The organism is Pedobacter sp. UYP24 (assembly GCF_054057295.1).
Genome location: NZ_JBSRZD010000004.1, coordinates 92,477 through 111,821, shown reverse-complemented (window position 1 = coordinate 111,821; position 19,345 = coordinate 92,477). Strand labels below are relative to the sequence as shown.

General features: G+C 38.2%; 15 protein-coding genes. 10 read left to right on the top strand and 5 right to left on the bottom strand.

All coding sequences use genetic code 11. From position 1 onward, the window contains the following. The first annotated feature begins 75 nt into the window (after nucleotides 1-75). Nucleotides 76-624, top strand: coding sequence for a hemerythrin domain-containing protein (locus ACVWYN_RS10130; RefSeq protein ID WP_457288739.1), 549 nt, complete (start codon nucleotides 76-78; stop codon nucleotides 622-624). Next, on the top strand, nucleotides 621-917 hold the full coding sequence (locus ACVWYN_RS10125; protein WP_457288738.1) for a hypothetical protein: 297 nt from the start codon (nucleotides 621-623) through the stop codon (nucleotides 915-917). Before ACVWYN_RS10130 ends, ACVWYN_RS10125 begins: the two co-directional genes overlap by 4 nt. Nucleotides 918-1,153: 236 nt before the next feature. On the opposite strand, the gene ACVWYN_RS10120 is transcribed toward ACVWYN_RS10125, so the two are convergent. Next, a complete protein-coding gene (locus ACVWYN_RS10120; RefSeq protein WP_457288737.1) occupies nucleotides 1,154-1,726 on the bottom strand; it encodes a hypothetical protein in 573 nt (190 codons plus the stop codon). Nucleotides 1,727-1,933: 207 nt separating this feature from the next. Further along, complete coding sequence (locus ACVWYN_RS10115; protein ID WP_457288736.1) at nucleotides 1,934-2,212, bottom strand: hypothetical protein; 279 nt, start codon at nucleotides 2,210-2,212, stop codon at nucleotides 1,934-1,936. A gap of 254 nt (nucleotides 2,213-2,466) precedes the next feature. On the opposite strand from ACVWYN_RS10115, the gene ACVWYN_RS10110 reads away from it, so the two are divergent. The 4 genes from ACVWYN_RS10110 (at nucleotide 2,467) to ACVWYN_RS10095 (ending at nucleotide 7,309) form a co-directional block, all read left to right on the top strand. Then, nucleotides 2,467-3,093: a DUF6266 family protein gene (locus tag ACVWYN_RS10110; RefSeq protein ID WP_457288735.1), complete on the top strand. Its 627-nt coding sequence runs from the start codon at nucleotides 2,467-2,469 to the stop codon at nucleotides 3,091-3,093. A 220-nt stretch (nucleotides 3,094-3,313) separates the two neighbouring features. Continuing rightward, nucleotides 3,314-3,664 carry a hypothetical protein gene (locus tag ACVWYN_RS10105; protein ID WP_457288734.1) on the top strand — a complete coding sequence of 117 codons (351 nt, stop codon included), beginning with the start codon at nucleotides 3,314-3,316 and terminating at the stop codon, nucleotides 3,662-3,664. A 39-nt stretch (nucleotides 3,665-3,703) separates the two neighbouring features. After that, nucleotides 3,704-4,342: a 3-keto-disaccharide hydrolase gene (locus tag ACVWYN_RS10100; protein WP_457288733.1), complete on the top strand. Its 639-nt coding sequence runs from the start codon at nucleotides 3,704-3,706 to the stop codon at nucleotides 4,340-4,342. Nucleotides 4,343-4,444: 102 nt separating this feature from the next. Beyond that, nucleotides 4,445-7,309, top strand: a complete 2,865-nt coding sequence (locus ACVWYN_RS10095; protein WP_457288732.1) for a PVC-type heme-binding CxxCH protein — start codon at nucleotides 4,445-4,447, stop codon at nucleotides 7,307-7,309. Here the strand turns inward: ACVWYN_RS10095 and ACVWYN_RS10090 are convergent. Next, the gene (locus tag ACVWYN_RS10090) at nucleotides 7,296-9,080 is read right to left on the bottom strand and encodes a glycoside hydrolase family 15 protein (RefSeq protein WP_457288731.1); all 1,785 of its coding nucleotides are present in this window, start codon (nucleotides 9,078-9,080) and stop codon (nucleotides 7,296-7,298) included. The genes ACVWYN_RS10095 and ACVWYN_RS10090 overlap by 14 nt on opposite strands. 17 nt (nucleotides 9,081-9,097) lie before the next feature. After that, on the bottom strand, nucleotides 9,098-11,284 hold the full coding sequence (locus tag ACVWYN_RS10085) for a bifunctional alpha,alpha-trehalose-phosphate synthase (UDP-forming)/trehalose-phosphatase (protein WP_457288730.1): 2,187 nt from the start codon (nucleotides 11,282-11,284) through the stop codon (nucleotides 9,098-9,100). Between the two features lie 72 nt (nucleotides 11,285-11,356). On the opposite strand from ACVWYN_RS10085, the gene ACVWYN_RS10080 reads away from it, so the two are divergent. Continuing rightward, nucleotides 11,357-12,100: a hypothetical protein gene (locus tag ACVWYN_RS10080; protein ID WP_457288729.1), complete on the top strand. Its 744-nt coding sequence runs from the start codon at nucleotides 11,357-11,359 to the stop codon at nucleotides 12,098-12,100. On the opposite strand, the gene ACVWYN_RS10075 is transcribed toward ACVWYN_RS10080, so the two are convergent. Further along, nucleotides 12,101-13,891: a PQQ-dependent sugar dehydrogenase gene (locus ACVWYN_RS10075; protein ID WP_457288728.1), complete on the bottom strand. Its 1,791-nt coding sequence runs from the start codon at nucleotides 13,889-13,891 to the stop codon at nucleotides 12,101-12,103. Nucleotides 13,892-14,047: 156 nt separating this feature from the next. Here ACVWYN_RS10075 and ACVWYN_RS10070 point away from each other — a divergent pair, with 156 nt between their 5' ends. From ACVWYN_RS10070 to ACVWYN_RS10060, 3 genes are all read left to right on the top strand, one after another. After that, nucleotides 14,048-15,481: a 3-keto-disaccharide hydrolase gene (locus ACVWYN_RS10070; protein ID WP_457288727.1), complete on the top strand. Its 1,434-nt coding sequence runs from the start codon at nucleotides 14,048-14,050 to the stop codon at nucleotides 15,479-15,481. Between the two features lie 12 nt (nucleotides 15,482-15,493). After that, nucleotides 15,494-17,467, top strand: a complete 1,974-nt coding sequence (locus ACVWYN_RS10065; RefSeq protein WP_457288726.1) for a hypothetical protein — start codon at nucleotides 15,494-15,496, stop codon at nucleotides 17,465-17,467. Between the two features lie 117 nt (nucleotides 17,468-17,584). Next, nucleotides 17,585-19,270: a sodium:solute symporter family transporter gene (locus tag ACVWYN_RS10060; RefSeq protein WP_457288725.1), complete on the top strand. Its 1,686-nt coding sequence runs from the start codon at nucleotides 17,585-17,587 to the stop codon at nucleotides 19,268-19,270. The last annotated feature ends 75 nt before the right edge of the window (nucleotides 19,271-19,345 follow it).

Here is a 19,345-nt window from a genome sequence, read left to right as displayed (position 1 = left end):
CCTAAGAGGCTGTATTATACTTACAAATGAAGCTGAAATAAACTACATCAACTCTGAAAAAAATCCAAAATTGATATGAAATCAAAGCCGATAAAAAGAAGCGATTATGTGGTAGCTCTATCTCGTGATCATCATTCTGGCCTACTTTTTTGCTGGAAAATTAAAGAAGGCCTTAAAAAAGGAGCGTCCTTTCAAAGAATCAATAACTATATCATTTATTATTGGAACAACCATTTGCTGGATCATTTCCAGGAAGAGGAGGTATTACTTTTTAATCAGATTGAAAGTGAGAATACCAAACGTGCTATCTTGGAACATTTGATGCTTGCTGAATGGTTTGAGCGTATAAAAAATGGTGATCTCCCCAAAAAAGAAGAATATTTACAATTCTGCGAAATATTGATAAGTCATATCCGGTTCGAGGAGCGTGAACTATTCCCGTTTTTAGAAACCGCGTTAGCTGAGCATACTTTAAACGGCATCCGTGATATTTTGTTTAAGATACACCTTAACCCCTTTAAAGAAAATTACCCCGATGAGTTTTGGATATTGCCTAAAGTGGTGCCGTTATCAGCCACGAATACAATAAATGATAGCCAAACTAATTTATATTTTGAAATATGATTTTTAAAAACATAATTGCGGAGATCGCAACCGCAACAAAACCGGCAGTGAAAATAATTAAACACAGTAATAGCTTTAAAACTATTGCCATAGGGCTTAAAGCCGGGGTAAATTTGAAAGAACATAAAGCGTTTATGCCAACTGTCCTGCTAGTTACAGAAGGATGCGTTATTTACCGAAGCTTTGATATCGAGATTAGGCTTAATAAACACGATGATCTGGAGATTCCTGTTAATGTTAACCACTCCCTGGAAGCTGTGGAAGACAGCCTCTGTATTTTGATACAGGGTTAATAAATTAATACACACAAAAAACACATGAGAGCATGAGCACGGATATTTCTATAGCAGGAGCAGGCCAGTAGGTCTGTTCGCTGTTTTTGAAGCGAGCTTACTCAAAATGCATTGCCATGGGGTCGCCCACTTCCGCAAGTAGGAGTCAGCTTTCCTAAATCTATCCGTATAAACCAATCTATAATATTCCGGAGCATCCTGAAATTAAAGCAATGGACTGATTGATTTAAGCCAGTCTACTTTATAGAAGTTTTCATCACTTCAACAGTTTTGAGGATTTCTTTGGATAGAATCTTTGAGTTTGTTGCAGCGTTTTCATCATCATACCTCAAGTATTTCCAGGTATTTTTGGTGTAGCCATCTTTTATCGCGAGTAAATAAGAGCTACCCTTAATTCTTACTTTGTTTTTACCAAGCTTCTCAATCACGTTGTCCTTCAACTTCGCTTGTGTTAACATACCGAGCAGGCTGGCATCCGCTGCTTCTAAAACCATACTTTGACTATATTTACTAAGGCAGATGGAGCTTTTTGATAAAGTCTTAATCGGCGTCATATTTAGATTTATGGGAACCTGTTCATAAATCATTTTTATACCCATACCTGATAGCATACCATTTCCCATTGCACTCATCTGAGCCTTTGTCATTACATTAAATAGTTGTGGATAGGTCATGTTGAGGACCTCGTCAATCTTCATCTGTGAAGTATATTTAATGATTGTTTGAAAATCACGTTTAATAATTTCCTGATCCTGTGCAAATGCAGTGCTTGCAGAAAAGATCAATAAACAGAGGAAGATGTGTTTCATAGTAAATGTTTAAGCAATTATCGTTACTTAAATGATAAAAGTAACGATGGTGAGCGCATTGTAAATGCTAATTTGGCGATAATCAAATATAATAAACCATTCAATAATTACGCGTATGAAAGATAGTTTTTTAGTAATTGCCCTGTTGCTGTTCATCGGCACAGCCAATACCAGCAATTTTAAAGCTATATTCCTTCGACTTCCTATCTAAAAGCACAAGAGAAATCTATCATAAAACCCTCTTGGCTGTTGCAGAAGTTGTTTAATTGTTGATATACGGACATCTAGGTCATGAGGGTTATAATGCGTCTTGTTGCTGAATAATTGTGATTTTTCATGCAATGCTCCTGGTGCACCAACCCGATTATCTCGCAGATTTTGATGGTGTTTTTCTACACGATTTAATTCATGTTCTGGTGCGGTCACTTTTACTGGGGCTAAAGTTTCATCGTGATCCTTCGTTGTTTCCTGATTTTCTTCAGACACTTTTTGAAATGGTGATTACAATATAATAGCTTCTACCATATTATAATCTAAATGGGGACATAATTCTTTGGATATCATTTTTGTGTTTTTATACAGGTTGGTTAGTCCTTGATTAGTCGTTGGTTAGTCCTTGATTAGTCCTCACTCCAATTACAGACGAAGTAATATCTAAGAGAGGACTAATCAATATTTGATAAAACACTAATTAATATTTACCTTAGATTAAACAAAAAACAATTGTAGATAAAACTCAAATGGGGAAATTATTAGCAGGTCCTTACGGGCCAACCACTGGAAAAATCGGTAACAATGTGCAGTACATGTTAAACGGCAAAAATGTAATCAGGATGCGCGGCATTATTTCTAAGCCCCCAACTATTAAACAATTGGCAAACAGGCAGCGGATGAAAGTTGCTAACGATTTTGTAAGGGATGTAAAATCTGTTATCAATGTAGGGTTTAAGTTTGTTGTAGAAGATACAGACAGGAACCAGTACAATGAGGCGGTATCTTATCATAAGAAAAATGCAGTAATAGGGGAATACCCAAATCATTCGCTCGACTATGCAAAGGTAAAATTAAGCGCGGGTGAGCTTCCTATGCCTGTAAATGCTGCAATAAACAGATTAACTGAAGGTGTGGAATTTATATGGGATACTTCTACGCTTAATGAATACGCACGAAGAAGTGATAAAGCGATGTTGCTAATTTACTATCCGGAGAGTGGACAAACTATTCTTAATTGCGAAGCAAACCGCTCTGACGGTAAACAGCTAATTGTATTACCTGAAGAAATAATAAATGGTTATTTTGAGAGCTACATGTTTTTTTTGGCCTGGGATGGTAACAGTGTTAGTGAAAGCATTTACATAGTTCAGTAATACGATCATGTAATTAGCTATTTTATATTCCTGTATGTGCCCGGTCATTTTATTAAATAGTTTTTGAGCCATGGATTGTTTTTGGCTGATACTGAGTATTAACACTAAACAAATGAATTAAAAAAACTTCATTAAATGTTTAATATGAAATGATTTAAAACAATTGTGCTATAAAACAGGTACATTTATATAATAACCACTAGCGGGTAAATTTTCAATTATGGGAATAGTGATATTTGGAGGTTTAATTACCTTACTTTTTGGTTTAAGCGTATTGTTTTATAAAGTTGTTGTAAATCAGGCTATAAAGTGTTTTATAATTCCTGCTTTGCAAAAAACCAAATACGTCCTTAAAGACTTCGGGTTTGCTGGGTTTTTTAACATTGGCGATTTTCAGGAGGAGGCACTCTCCATACGTCCCATTATTGCAAATGGATCTGTTATTAATTCCATTTATGTGTTTCTTTATGTTTCAACAGCAAATGCTACTGAAACATTTAGGATGACGGCAAGAATTGAAACTGTATTTTTCTGGATCAGTAAAGTTGAATATAGCCACGAGCTGAGTTAATCAGCAGCGAAATTAAGTCTTCAGCATAGAATTAACATAATGAGAATTATATATATATGTCTGGCTGTTTTGTTGGCACAGGGTACTTTTCTAAAAGCCCAGGACGTAAAAAAGAAGATCAAATTATTTGACGGAAAAACATTTACAGGCTGGGAGGGCGATACTTTAAAATCATGGCGAATTGAAAATGGCGCTTTAGTAGGAGGTGGGCTTGCCGAAATGGTTCCTCATAATGAATTCATTTCAACTACTGCAAAATATTCCAATTACAAACTAAAGCTTAAATTCAAATTGCTCGGTACAGAAGGCTTTGTGAATGGGGGTGTACAATTCCATAGCGAACGTATTTCCAATCCTGATTTTGAAATGCAGGGATACCAGGCGGATATTGGGGATGGCTTTTGGGCATCGCTATATGATGAATCCCGTAGAGATAAATTACTGGTTACTGCTGATCCTATTTTGGTTAAACGTTTATTAAAACGAGGTGAATGGAACGACTATGAGATTCGTTCGTCCGGACGCAGAATTCAGATCTTTTTAAACGGTAAACAAACTGTAGATTACACAGAAGCAGATCAGTCGATTCGACAATCAGGGCGTATTGCATTCCAGCTTCATGGAGGTGGCAAAACAGAGGTGTTATACAAAAATATAATGCTTTACCCAGTTAAATAGAATATTTGAAGGTATAATAGTATCATTATTTGATATAATTATGCCACTCTTGGTTGTGTAAAATGATTAATTTAGCTATTGCACAATAGAACCAAATATAATATGAACTTAAAAAGGTTACTTTTTTCACTTCCAATTGCGCTCTTCTTAGTTACTTTGAGTTTTGCATTTAAAGGCAATACCCCCCATATTTCTCGTTTTGCTAAGGAAGACATTAAGTACGATAGGGAATATACCCTAGAGACGACCATGTTGGGTTATATGAGTCCTGAGGGAAAGCGTAATCCTACACTAAAAGTTATTAAAGGTGAATTGGTTCGCATTAAAGTTGTAAACGGCGAGTTAATGACCCATGATATTGCCCTAGAAAAGGCGGCCATCAAAAGTAAAACCCTTGTGCAAAAAGGAGATACATCCAGCGTAGTGTTCCGTGCTGATAAAAATGAAATCTATTATTGCAGTATTCCTGGGCATCGTGCTGCGGGTATGGTTGGTAAGATAGAAGTGGTAGAGGGCACCATTAAAAAGGAAGTTGTTATAGCCGGGATAGTTCCAAAAAAAGGCAACAAAGTGATTAACCTTAATTTTGAAAAAGGTACTCTGGAAGACTGGACTGCTACTGGCGATGCATTCAGTAATCCCCTGGTAACAAAAGATCAATCCATGGTTTATGAAAAGGATATTAATACTGGAATCTCCGGCAACTATTTTGTAAGCAGTGGTGGTACTAAAAATTATAAAAGAACAGGCACTTTAACATCTGTCCCTTTTACTGTTACGCAACCTTATGCTTCGTTTAAAGTTTCTGGTGGAGCTTTGCAGGATACAAGAGTAGAATTGGTTCAAGCAGATAACAACAAAGTGATTTTTCAAATCACAGGTGCTGGTCGCGCTGCTTTGCAGCCTGTAATTGTAGATTTGAAGGAACAACTGAATAAGGAAATTTTTATTCGTTTGGTAGATAGCGAGACCGGTATTTCTCAGATCCCTTATATTGGTGATGATGTATGGGGACATATCAATTTTGACGATTTCCTTTTTTATGCAGTTAAGCCAAATTTCCCTAATGAGTTAAAAAAAGAGGACATCATCATTTTACCGCCGCTTGATCCTATTATCAATGCGGGTTTATCTCCGCAGAAAGCTGCTGATGCAATGACTACAAAACCTGGTTTTACTGTAAAGTTGGCTGCTGCTGAACCTGATGTGATTCGTCCAATCAGCTTTACCATTGATGCCCGTGGCAGATTGTGGGTTGTTGAAGCACATACTTACCCAGTAAGGGCACCTGAAGGCCAGGGTAAAGACAGGATTTTAATACTTGAAGATACGAATGGTGACGGAACGCTTGATAAAAGAACCGTTTTTATGGAGGGTCTGAATTTAGTTAGTGGAATAGAAGTTGGAATGGGTGGAGTTTGGTTGGGTGCAGCACCTAACTTGTTGTTTATTCCTGTTGATATGAAAACAGATAAACCTGCTGGTCCGCCTCAGATTGTTCTGGATGGATGGGGTTATGATGATACGCATGAGATTCTTAACAATTTAAGATGGGGACCAGACGGTTGGTTATATGGAACACATGGCATATTTACACAATCTAACGTAGGAGCCCCTGGTGCACCAAATGAACAACGTGTTCGATTAAATGCAGGTGTATGGCGCTATCATCCAACTACTAAGAAATTTGAGTTGTTTGCAGAAGGCACTAGTAACCCATGGGGAATTGATTTTAACGACTATGGGCATCCTTTTGTAACGGTATGTGTGATACCGCACATGTTCCATATTATTCAAGGAGCAAGGTACCTGCGCCAGGCCGGTAATCATTTTAATCCTTATACTTATGATGACATTAAAGAGTCTGGCGATCACGTCCATTGGATAGGAGATAGAGGCCCACATGCAGGTAACTTTAGATCGGCCTCAAAAGGAGGAGGTCATGCTCATGCTGGGGCTATGATTTACTTAGGTAGTGAAAACTGGCCTGCAGAGTACAGGAATAATATTTTTATGAATAATATTCATGGTGCTCGTGTAAATGTGGATATACCTACCCGTAAAGGCTCAGGATATACTGTGGGCCATGGGGAAGATTTCTTGGTGATGAACGACAGCTGGTCTCAATGGCTTAACTTTAAATACGACCAAAGCGGATCAGTGTTTGCGATAGACTGGTATGATAAAAACCAATGTCATAGTCCTAATCCAGATGTGCATCAGAAAACGATGGGGCGGATCTTTAAGATTAGTCACGAGTCAGACAAATGGGTAAAAGTAGATCTGTACAAAGCATCTGATAAAGAACTGGTAAACTACCAGCTCGTCAAAAATGAATGGTATGTAAGGCAGGCGCGCCAAATACTTCAGGAACGTGGGCCGAATAAAAAGGTACACAAAATGCTAAAAGAAATATTGGCTAACAATCCGGACGTTACCAGGAAATTAAGGGCATTATGGGCACTGCATGTAACTAAAGGCCTAGAAGAAAAAGATTTGCTTGATTTAATGAATAATGAGAGCGAATACATTAGAAGCTGGAGCATCCAGTTGATTGCAGAAGACAAAAATGTTTCTGATGCTGCATTGAAACGCTTCGCAGAACTAGCGGTTTCAGATCCATCGCCATTGGTTAGACTTTATCTGGCTTCAGCATTACAGCGCGTAGAACCGGCTAAACGTTGTGCTACTTTAGAAGGGCTTGTTCAACACGCTGAAGATAAGGATGATCATAACTTGCCGTTAATGCTTTGGTATGCCTTAGAGCCCGCCGTTCCGCTTGATGTGCCTAAGGCTTTGGAACTGGCTAATAGGGCTAAAGAAGCCAATATATTGCCGTTTACTAAAAGAAGAATTGTGGCTATGAACACAACTGATTCTAAGAAAGCTTTACTGGACTTTGAAAAAAAGTATAGCAAGCCAGTCGTAGGGGGTGAGATGCATATGAACCATACTATAGAAAAATAGGTCTGTCAAGTTTTATTGCTATCCTATTGGCTGCATTCATTAGCCCTACATGGCTATAGGCTTGTGGGAAATTGCCCCATTGACTGCCATCCTTCTCATCTACGTCTTCACTAAAAAGCATTAAGTGATTTGCATATTTAATGATTGATTCAAATTCTTTTATTGCATCATCTAATCTGCCCACACAGGCAAGTGCCTCTACGTACCAAAAGGCACAAATAAGGAACGTTGTTTTTGGCTTTCCGAAATCATCTGTGTGTTTGTAGCGATAAAAGAGCCCATTTTCTCCTTTAAGTTCAAGCTCTAGTGCGGTGAGGTGATCTTTTGCTCTCTGAGAATTGGGGTCAAGATAATTCATAAGTATCAATTGAAGGGTACTTGCATCAAGGTGAGCACTGCCAACAGCATGATTATATACCTTCCTTTCTGGATCATAACAATTTTCAATATGTTGTGCAGCTTTTTTAATTAGGATAGCCGCTCTTTCCTCAAATACGGTATTCCCGATTGTTTTGGCCATTTTTAGTGCAGCACTTGCCCCAGCCCATTGGAAAAGGTTAGTGTAGCAGTGAATGTTTGCAATGTTCCTGAACTCCCAAATCCCAGCGTCTTTTTCGTCTATTGTACGCTCTATTTTTCCGAGTAGGTAATCCAGCCACTGCGTTGAGTCTTGTCGCTCCCTGAAGATAAACCGGTGATCCGTATATAATGGCAGCATAGAAACTAGAACCTGACCATAAATATCATTTTGAATGTGCTCATAAGCCTGATTGCCAATCCTTACCGGTTGATTGCCAAGGTAGCCTTTAATGTTTTCCAGGATTCGTTCAGTAAGTACCCTTTCCCCTGCAATGCCGAATAGCGGTTGGTATCGTTCATCGTCTCGAAAGGAAATATCTGTTACGTAACCAAAGTATTTTTCCATTTCTTCGAAATGCCCGATGTGATTTAGGGCATTGATCACATAATACGTATCTCTCATCCAGCAATAACGATAATCCCAATTGCGGGTGCTGCCGGGAGATTCGGGTAAGCTGGTGGTACTTGCAGCTATAATTGCACCTGTATCCTCATATTGGTGTATTTTAAGCACCAATGATGATCTGATCACGATGTGCTGATAGAAGCTGGCTATATTGGAGTGCTTTATCCAGCGTCTCCAGTAGTTAATGGTCTCTGTAAGAAAGCGTTCGGCAGTACTGCCGATAGGGGCATCCAATTCGTGGCCATAAGTTAAAATGAGGTATTTGGTTTCGTTCAGTGCAAAATATTTTTCATCCTCTATATAGCTTAAAGATATGTTAGTGCTAAGCTGCATATCTTCATCTGCGCCCGTAAATTCTATATGGTTGCTACCGCGGTGCTTTTCTTGTTTCAAACTTCCGTAATCCGCTACTGGTTTGCAGATTACTTTTACCCGTGGATTACCTTCTATTGGCTCTATTTTTCTGATTAGCATTAAGGGCTTAAAGTAACGTTCGTATTGAAAGAACCTCGGTGCGAAATCCGTAATACGATATTTACCTTCTGTGTTGCTGATCTCCGTACAGATTACATTGGTATTTTCAAGATAAAACTGGTAGGAAGTGAATTCGCCCGATGGCTTTATGGAATATTCTCCTCCTTTATCCTCGTCCAGGAGGCCACCAAAGACAAATGTACTGTCAAAACGAGGCCAGCATAACCAGTCTACATTTGTATTCTTATTAATGTGCGCTAAGTATGCACAATTGCCGATGATTCCTGTTTTGTATGTATGTCTTTCTTGCATTATTAATGTCTAATTACTTATTTATTACTCGTAAAGCTTTTCAGCAAGTCTCTAACTTCTTTATAATCTTTTAAATAATACCTGGCAGCGGATATGTTACTCCCTACTTTAATGGTATAAGCTTTTTCTGGAAGTGCTTTAAAAATATCCTCGTCCGTATGGTCATCACCCAAAGCAATAATAAAATCGGGGTTGTTGTTGTGAAGCCAATTACGTGCTGCCTTACCTTTGTTAACCTCTATATTCTTGAATTCAATTACCTTATTACCCTCCATCATTTGCAGACCTTTATTGGAAATAGGCATTCTCAAATGATTAGTGATCTCACCTGCCCTTAATTCTCCCAATCCTTCCTCTACTTTTCTGTAGTGCCATACAAGAGAAAAACTCTTCTCTTCTATAAACGAACCCGGAGTACGATCTGTATAGGTATCCAGAACTGTACGCACTTCCGACATCCATTTATCGGTTAAAAGTGGGAGCGATTTCCATTCTTCTCCGAGGTGCTTCTGCCATGCGCCGTGTTCTGCAATCATGTCCAGTTTAAGGTGGCCAAACCATTCTTCGAGTGTCAGGTAATTACGACCGCTAATGAGTATAACACGATTTGCAGGATCTGCAGTTAGATCGGTTAATATGCTATAAAGTTCATCGTCTGGCATAGCCTTATTGATGTCTGCATTGAAACCTACCAATGTACCATCATAGTCCAGAAAAATGAATCGCTGCTCTGCGTTATTATAATCTGATGCGATAGTTGCACGTATTGATTGAGCAGCATGCTTTGTCAATAGCGATTGCTGCATTTGTTTAACTTCAGCTAATTTGTCCATAAAGTTTTTAACCCAAAGGTTGATGTTGAATTTGTTAACGATATATCGCATGCTTGTCATGCGTATTTGTTGTTCTTCAATTGGCATATTGATGGCCTCCACAATTGCCCGCATGATGTCACCTACATTATTTGGGTTTACGATCAAGGCATCATTAAGTTCTTTAGATGCTCCTGCCATTTCACTTAAAATCAACACTCCATCATTATTAACTCTGGAGGCCACATACTCCTTGCTGACTAGGTTCATGCCATCTCGCATTGGTGTAACCAAACAAATGTCTGAAATGGAATAAAGCGCTGATAAAAATTCTATAGAGAATGAGCGGTAGAAGTAATGTATAGGAACCCAATGCATTGTACGAAACCTTGAGTTGATATTTCCAACCATCTGATCTATATTTTCTCGGAGTTCCTTGTACTTTGGTACGGTATCCCTGGAAGGAACCACAATCATAAAGAGCTCTAATTTTTCTATATATTCAGGATGCATCTGCAGCAAGAGTTCAAGCGCTTGAAGGCGTTGAATGATTCCTTTGGAGTAGTCAAGCCTATCTATTGACAAAATTATTTTTTGGCTTTTGTGCGCATCTCTAAATGATGCCACATGCTTGGCTACCTTTAGGTTTTTGGTCAGGTTATTAAATTTATCACTGTCTATTCCCATTGGGAAAGCCTCTACAACAATCTGCCTATTTTTGTGAATAAGTACATTTTCAGATATCTTTGCAGAAGATAACCTAGACGCAGCACTAAGAAAATGCCTTACATCGTCAAACGTATGAAATCCAAGTAGGTCTGAAGCCAGAATTCCTTCTATTAGTTCTTCTCTCCAAGGTATTAACCTAAAAATTTCGTAAGATGGAAAAGGAATGTGCTGGAAAAAACCTATGGTAACCTGCGGAGTATTAGACCTGATGTAACCTGGTAATAGGAGCAATTGATAATCATGTATCCATACCGTGTCACCATCGTTTAAGTGATAGCTAATTTCTTCGCTAAATTTATGATTAACAACTTTGTAAGTCTCCCAATACGTTTGATCAAAGTTTGCGTAGGTTGACATATAATGAAATATTGGCCATAATATTTCATTGGAAAATCCTTCGTAATATAGGTTGATTTCTTCGTTGGTAAGAAATACGGGTATTAGGTTTAATACTGCAAGTTTAATCCTTACTTCGTCATGACGTTCTTCAGGAACTTCTATTCCAGGCCATCCAATCCAAATGTTATTGCCCTTTTTGTAAACTGACCCCAGACCTGTAGCTAACCCACCTTCACTTGGTCTTAAAATATACTCACCATTGTGTTCTGTAATTTTTACGGGGAGGCGATTTGATACTATTATTGTTTTAATTTCCGTTATCATATCTGATAAAACAACGGTATAACAACCAAATTGTTTAATTTCTTTTAAATTTGGCCCAACAGAACCCGTATTATGATTCGTAAATTTTATTCTTTTGCTACCATTTTGTTTGTTATTACAGTGAGTTCTTGCTCATCCATTTATATGCCCAATGTTCCTAATACACCAATGCTTAGTCAACAAGGAGAGATTAGTGGAGGGTTGCATGTTGCTTATAACGGAAATCTCAGCTTAAATGGTGCTTATGCTGCATCAAACCACTTTGGGATAATCGGCAGTGGTTCTTATATTAATAATACTGGTAAACGCAAGGATTTTAAACAACGCCTTATTGAAGTTGGAGGTGGGTATTTCAATACTTTTGGGCCTGATGATAACCGTATTATTGAAGTTTATGCAGGTTATGGTGGTGGAAATACCGACAGAACTTATTATAGCTATGATAACAAAGATGTGCTAAGCGGGACTGACAAGCAGGAAGTAACTTATAAGAAAACGTTTTTACAGGTTAATTATAGCTCAAGGCTATCAGATAGTTTTACATTATTTGGGAAGAAGTTCCCAATACGTTATGGAACAGCTGTTAGAATTAGTCAGGTTGACATGAAGACTTTCCTGCGCAATGGAATAGGGCAGCTTAGAGAAGGTAATTTGTTCTTAGAACCTATCTTTTTTACAAGGATGAAGTTAAATGAGCAGGTACAACTTCAATATACCTCCAGCGGGAACTTCGGGCTAAATAGCCGGAAGTTCATAAGTGCTGGAAATTCTTTATTTACAATTGGTGTAGTTGTAAATTTAGGAGGTAAAAAATAATTATTTGCTGAGGGTTAATATCCATTTAACAATGGTCTGTAGCTCTGCTTCTTTCAGCGAAGCATGAGGAGGCATAGGAACTTCGCCCCAAACACCAGCACCGCCTTTGGCAATTTTATTGGTTAAATACGCCATTGCTTTAGGATCATTTTTGTACTTAGCGGAAACTTTTATGAAAGCAGGCCCTATAGATGTAGTAGAAGTCTTATGACAAACAGCGCAGTCTGTTTTGGCAATTAACGCCGCTGCCGCTACCGCCGGGCTAGTAGCTTTAGTTTGGTGACCCATAGTTGTGGCTTCTGCTGCTTTTGGCAACGCCGCTTTTGCAACTGTCTTACTATTATTATAATCTATCCTTATTAGTGCAGCATCAGGATTCTTAGAAAACCAGCCCTTACCATATTCAAGTATATATAGTTTGTTATCTGGTCCTAATTCCATATCAATTGGAGCAGCTAGTTCTACATTTGCCATAAATGGTTCCATGGTCTTATAATCACCGTTTGGAGCCATAGTAACTGCTTTAACCCATCCGCGAATCCATTCATAAATGAGTAATTTACCATTGTAATAAGCCGGGTAAGAAGGGATACCTGGTTTCGCATAATAAACGGGACCAGCCATAGCAGTACGGCCACCTTCACCAACTTCAGGAAACTCAGGGGATTTTGCATAAGGATACCAGATGAATGCTGGTTGAGCAGGAGGAAGTTGAGTTAAACCAGTATTGTTTGGAGAGTTATTTATTGGAGCTGCAGGATCAAACGCATCTCCACTCGTTCCAGTGTTATAATCATAAGCACGATAAGGATAATTGTTCCCAATAAAAAATGGCCAGCCAAAATAACCAGATTTACGAGCTTGATTAACTTCATCGTAACCTCTTGGTCCGCGGTCCGGATCATCATTCTGAGCATCAGGACCAACTTCGCCCCAATATAGATAACCTGTTTTCTGATCTACAGAGATTCTGTAAGGATTTCTGTTACCCATTACAAATATTTCTGGTTTTGTTTTAGGCTCATTTTTACCGAATAAGTTTCCTTCAGGGATGCTATAAGTACCATCCGCATTCATTTTTATCCTTAGAATTTTACCTCGCAAGTCGTTGGTGTTTCCAGCAGAACGCCTCGAATCATATTGATGAAAATCAGCACGATTGTCTAACGGTGCATAACCTTTATTTGTAAATTTTTGATTTGGTGCGTCAAATGGAGTAGAATTATCACCAGCGGATACATACAGTAAATTACCAGGACCAAAAGCGATAGAACCGCCAGTATGACAGCAAATATCTCTCTGAGAATAAAACTCCAGGATCATTTTTTCTGATGCTAAAGAAATTTTATCATTAACCATTTTGAAACGAGAAAGTCTGTTTACAGACTGAGCAGTAGGACTGTAAAAAGCATAGACAAACTTGTTATTAGCAAAGTTTGGATCTAAAGCAATACCCAATAGACCTTCCTCTGCATTTACATCTTTAACAGTAGTCTTAAAATAAACATCCAGTTTACCGGCATCTTTTAAAGTTTTGGTAGCATTTTTATAGATCAGAAATTCGCCTCTGCGTTGAGAAATCAGTACATCTTTGTTAGGTAGTACAGCAATTTCTGTTGGCTCTGTGAACTGGCCTTTTGAAAGGGTAACCTTTACAAATCGGTTCTGGTCTGGAGTATCAATGGCTAGTTTGTTTGTTTTTGTGCTGTTTACAGGATTTCTGAATTCTGTGAATGCAAAAAGTGAAGTTAGGGCAACGCCTGACAGCAATAGTTTTATAGGTGCTTTCATTTAAAGTTTATGTGTGTTGGTTTCAAGAATTAAATATAGAAAGATATCTTCAAAATTTTCATCTATATTAGTAATTGTAACAAAATCATTATTTAGTAATGCTTTCAATACTACATGAAATTCTTACTTTTAAACTTTTAAACTATAAAACACAGTATGAAACTTAATTACTTAAAGTTCGGAACAACAGCTTTTGTCTGGTTGTTAGGAACTGCACTTGTATCTGGTCAGCAATTAGCCGACCAGTCGGGTATCGATCTTAAAGATCTATCTGCATTTAAAAAGCCTGGGCAGACTTGGTCTGTAGCTGGAGGTGTTACCGCAAACTTGAATGAGGTAAATGTTTTAAATGCTACCAAAGGAACAGGGGTATTGGTTAACCAGCCTACTAAAAAAGTTGGAGGATCAGACATATTCACTTTAGGTGAGCATGGAGATATCGTTTTGGAACTCGACTACCTGATGGCCAAAGGTTCAAACTCTGGTATTTATTTACAAGGAAACTATGAGATTCAATTGGAAGACTCATGGGGGATGTTGAATCCAACAGCCGCTAATAATGGTGCAATTTATGCAAGATGGGATGATGCGAGAGGTGAAGGCAAACAAGGTTATGAAGGACATGCGCCACGTCAAAATGCAAGTAAAGCACCCGGTTTGTGGCAACACATCAGAATTGCTTTTCAGGCGGCTAAATTTGATGGCTCAATGAAAAAGACTGCTAACGCAAGAATCATTTCAATTGAATTAAATGGTGTCGTTATACAGGATAATATTGAGTTATTTGGTTCTACAAGAGGATCAGCCGGTTTTGAAAAACCATTAGGTCCGTTGCGTCTTCAAGGCGATCATGGAGCTGTAGCTTTTAAAGACATTAAATTCTCTAAACTTCCAGCTGATGCAGCCACAAGACAAAGAGAGAACAATACAGATCCTATTTATATAGATCGTACTACCACACCAAATATTCGCAGTTTTGTTGATATTCCTGGTGGTTCTAAAGTAGTTCATGCAATATCTGTAAGTAGCCCAACTCAGGTTAATTATAGCTACGATTTAGATAACGGTTATCTTTTCCAGGCTTGGCATGGTGATTTTATTGATGCTACACCAATGTGGGATGGCAGAGGTAACGGTACTTCAAGGCCTCGCGGAAGTGTAACTACCTTTACTAAAAAGCCAGTTCCGGCATTGTCAAAATTAGCTGATCCTAAGGGTGCATGGCTTACTGATACCACGGGTACAGGATTTAAAACAAAAGGTTATAAGGTAGACGCAGATGATCGCCCTACTTTTACCTATAATATGTATGGAGCTAAAGTGACTGATGCAATTAAAGTTTTAGACGGTGGACAAGGTTTAAACAGAGAAATTACTTTGAATAATCCTGTTGATAATGTTTATGCTCTGGTTGTGAGCGGTGCATCGGACATTCAGGATCTTTCTAAAGGAATGTACCTGATAAACGGGCAGTCCTTTTATATAAAATTTGACGACATCAAAGACAAACCTGTAATCAGAGATGTAGATGGCAAGAAGGACTTAGTTGTTCTTGTTCGTGGTAAGTTAAATTATTCTATTTTATTTTAAGAAGGTTAGATAATGAAATATACTTTTAAAATGCTGGCAATGCTGGCTTTAAGCTTTAGTTTTACGACGGGTTTTGCGCAAGAGACGCCAAAGGAAGAAGATTTCTTCAAAATAAATAAGGTAAGGACACCAGAAGGAGTGATCCTTGAAGTTGGTGGTTTGGTTACTTTACCAAACGGAGACCTGGGAATATCAACCAGGAGAGGGGATGTGTATATTGTACAGAATCCAACTAGTTCAAGACCTTATTTTCACAAATTTGCAAGTGGTTTACATGAAATATTAGGACTAGCCTATAAAGATGGCGCGTTATATTGTGCGCAAAGAGGTGAACTAACTAAATTGGTTGATACCAATATGGATGGTAAAGCTGACGTTTATGAAACAGTTTATGCATGGCCGTTAAGCGGACATTATCATGAATATAGTTTCGGTCCTAAGATTGCTCCTGATGGATCTTTCTTTGTAACAGGTAACGTTGCTTTTGGTGATGAGATGTGGTATCGTGGAGAAAGCCGTGTACCAATGCGTGGATGGGCAATGAATATTACTGAAGACGGTAAAATGCAGCCATGGGCTACTGGGATGCGTTCTCCAGCTGGTCCAGCCGTGATAGACGGACAGTTTTATTATACTGATAACCAAGGAGATTGGGTAGGTTCTGGTGCGATCTGGAAAGTGAATAAAGGAGATTTCATTGGTCACCCTGCTGGTTTAAGATGGACGGGCAGATCAGATTCGCCAGTTAAATTGACTGAGGAATATTTCCGTTCTAAAATTAGCGAAAGAAGAGATGTTACTGCAGAAGGAAGAGCTATTAAGCCTGAAAACAGGGTAGATGAGAAATTCAAAATGCTTTGGGAGATGAAAAAAGATTTTCCAGAATTGAGATTGCCTTCCGTATGGCTTCCTTATGGTATCTTGGGTATTTCTACTTCAGAGCCTGTTAAAATTCCTGCTGGTGCTTTTGGTCCTTTCGAGGGTCAGATTTTAGTAGGTGATCAGGGTATGAGTATTATTGCACGTATCTTTTTTGAAACCGTTAATGGTGTTGAACAAGGTGCTTCATTTATGTTTAGAAGCGGTTTCCGTTCTGGCGTATTGAGATTGGCCTTTGGTACAGATAATTCATTATTTGTAGGAGAAACTAACCGTGGCTGGGGCTCTGCAGGTGATGCTAATGAAGGCTTAGAGCGTTTAGTTTACAATCCAAGTAAAACTCCTTTCGAAATGAAAGCAGTTAGGGCAATGCCTGATGGATTCGATATTGAATTTACAAGTCCAGTTGATTCAAAAACGGCAAATGATATCGCTTCTTATAGCGTAGAGAGTTATTTATACAAATACCAACCAGTTTATGGATCTCCTCCGATTAATATTGAAAAATTAAAAATTAAAGGAGTTAAAGTTTCTTCTGATGGCTTAAGAGCAAGGTTAGTTGTTGATAACTTACGTCAGTACTACATTCATACCATTACTATTAATGGTGTAAAAGAGAAGAGTAGTGGTGTATTACCACTTCATCCTATTGCTTATTACACTTTGAACAGTATCCCTAACGGGGATAAACTTTCAATGAGTGAGCTGAGTACTAAGAACTCTGGAGGCGATAAAATGGCTTCTGCTTTACCAAGCTCACCCGCTGGTACAACTTTAAAAGGTAAAGTGCTTTCACCTTCAAAAAATGCTCCGGAACTTAAAAGCCCAGAGACGGCAACAACTGCTGCACCAACTTACGCTCAAGTAAAGGGCCTTTTGACTAGTTACACTTGTGTTGCTTGTCATAACCCATCAAAGAGACAAATTGGTCCGGCTTTCGCTGATGTTGCTAAACGCAAATACACAACTGAAAAGATCCTTTCTTTGATTCACAATCCGCAGCCTCAAAACTGGCCTGGCTATTCTACTGAAATGCCTCCAATGCCTCAAGTTACTAAAGCTGATGGTCTAAAAATTGCTACCTGGATTAATTCATTAAACAAGTAAACTGCTCTGGTTTAGTTTAAACGGATATTTATTTGGTATAATCATTAACAATTGATGGTTATACCAAATAAATATTTTATTTTAACCCATCATATTATCAAACAACCAATATAACCAATGAATAAACTTCAAACCTACGATTACATTGTATTTTTCATATACTTTATAATCGTTTCATCTTATGGATTTTGGATCTATTACAAAAAAAAATCTGCGGTAAGCGATTCTAAAGATTACTTTCTTGCAGAAGGCTCATTGACATGGTGGGCAATCGGTGCCTCACTGATCGCATCTAATATTTCAGCAGAGCAAATGATTGGGATGAGCGGATCTGGTTTTAAACTCGGACTAGCAATTTCTGCATATGAATGGATGGCTGCAGGAACTCTGATTATTGTTGCAGTATTTTTTATGCCGGTATATCTCAAGAACAAGATTTTTACTATGCCGCAGTTTCTTAGTCAACGCTACAATGAAAAGGTGGCAATGATTATGGCGGTGTTCTGGCTGATGTTATACATTGTTGTAAACCTCATGTCTATCTTATATCTTGGTGCACTTGCAATAAGCGGGATTTCTGATCTTCCGATAACGATGTGTATATTAGGTTTAGCGGTCTTTGCTATATTAATCACATTAGGAGGCATGAAGGTTATCGGTTACACAGATGTTATCCAAGTGTTCTTTTTGGTGCTGGGGGGCCTTGTAGCTACTTACATTGCATTAAATCTAATATCCAATAATGGAGGTATAGTTAAAGGTTTTTCTATTTTAACAAATGGTGCATCTGAACATTTTCACCTAATTTTCAAAAAGGATAATCCGAACTATATGGATTTACCTGGTTTGAGCGTATTAATAGGAGGTATGTGGATTGCTAACTTGAGTTATTGGGGATGTAATCAATACATTACACAAAGAGCTCTTGGTGCTTCTTTACCCACCGCACGTGCCGGTTTATTATTCGCTGCTTTTTTAAAGATGCTGATGCCTGTAATTGTCGTGATTCCTGGTATTGCAGTTTATTATATTATCAAAGAAAAGATACCAGGAATAATTGGTGCAGACTTGTTGACATCATCTGGTGTTCAGGATCCAAATAAAGCTTATCCGGCGTTATTGGGTTTACTGCCGATGGGCTTAAAAGGACTATCATTTGCGGCACTTACTGCTGCAATTGTAGCATCTCTAGCAGGAAAAGCAAATAGTATTGCCACCATTTTCACATTAGATATTTACAAAAAAGCTTTTAATCCTGCGGCAAGTGAAAAGAATCTTGTAAATGTTGGTAAGGTAACAGTTGTTGTGGCCATGCTATTGGCAGTTGTACTTTCACTTATTGTGGGTGATGCACTTATGGGAGAAGGAAAGCAAGGTTTTCAATACATCCAGGAATATACAGGATTTGTGTCCCCTGGTATATTTGCAATGTTCATCCTCGGTTTCTTCTGGAAAAAGACCACATCGAATGCAGCACTTTTCGCTACTATCGGAGGTTTCTTAGTTTCTGTAGTGCTTAAGTTTTTACCAGGATGGATAGATCTTTCTCCATTACATGAATTTGGATGGGCTGCTGCCAATGCTACCGGTGTCTTTGAGATTCCTTTTATGGATAGAATGGTGATTGTATTTGCTGTGTGTATCATCGGAATGTACTTCATCAGTATCTATGAAAACAAGAAAGGTGTTAAAACCAATGGATTGGAAGTTGATTCAAGTATGTTTAAGGTTTCAACTTCTTTTTTAGTTGGATCTTTAATTATAATAGCGATGATCGTTGCACTTTATTCTGCATTCTGGTAACAGACAATATTTTTTATAGAAAGGCCGGATGATTTAAATTATCCGGCCTTTTTTATACTATTTTTATTGAGATTT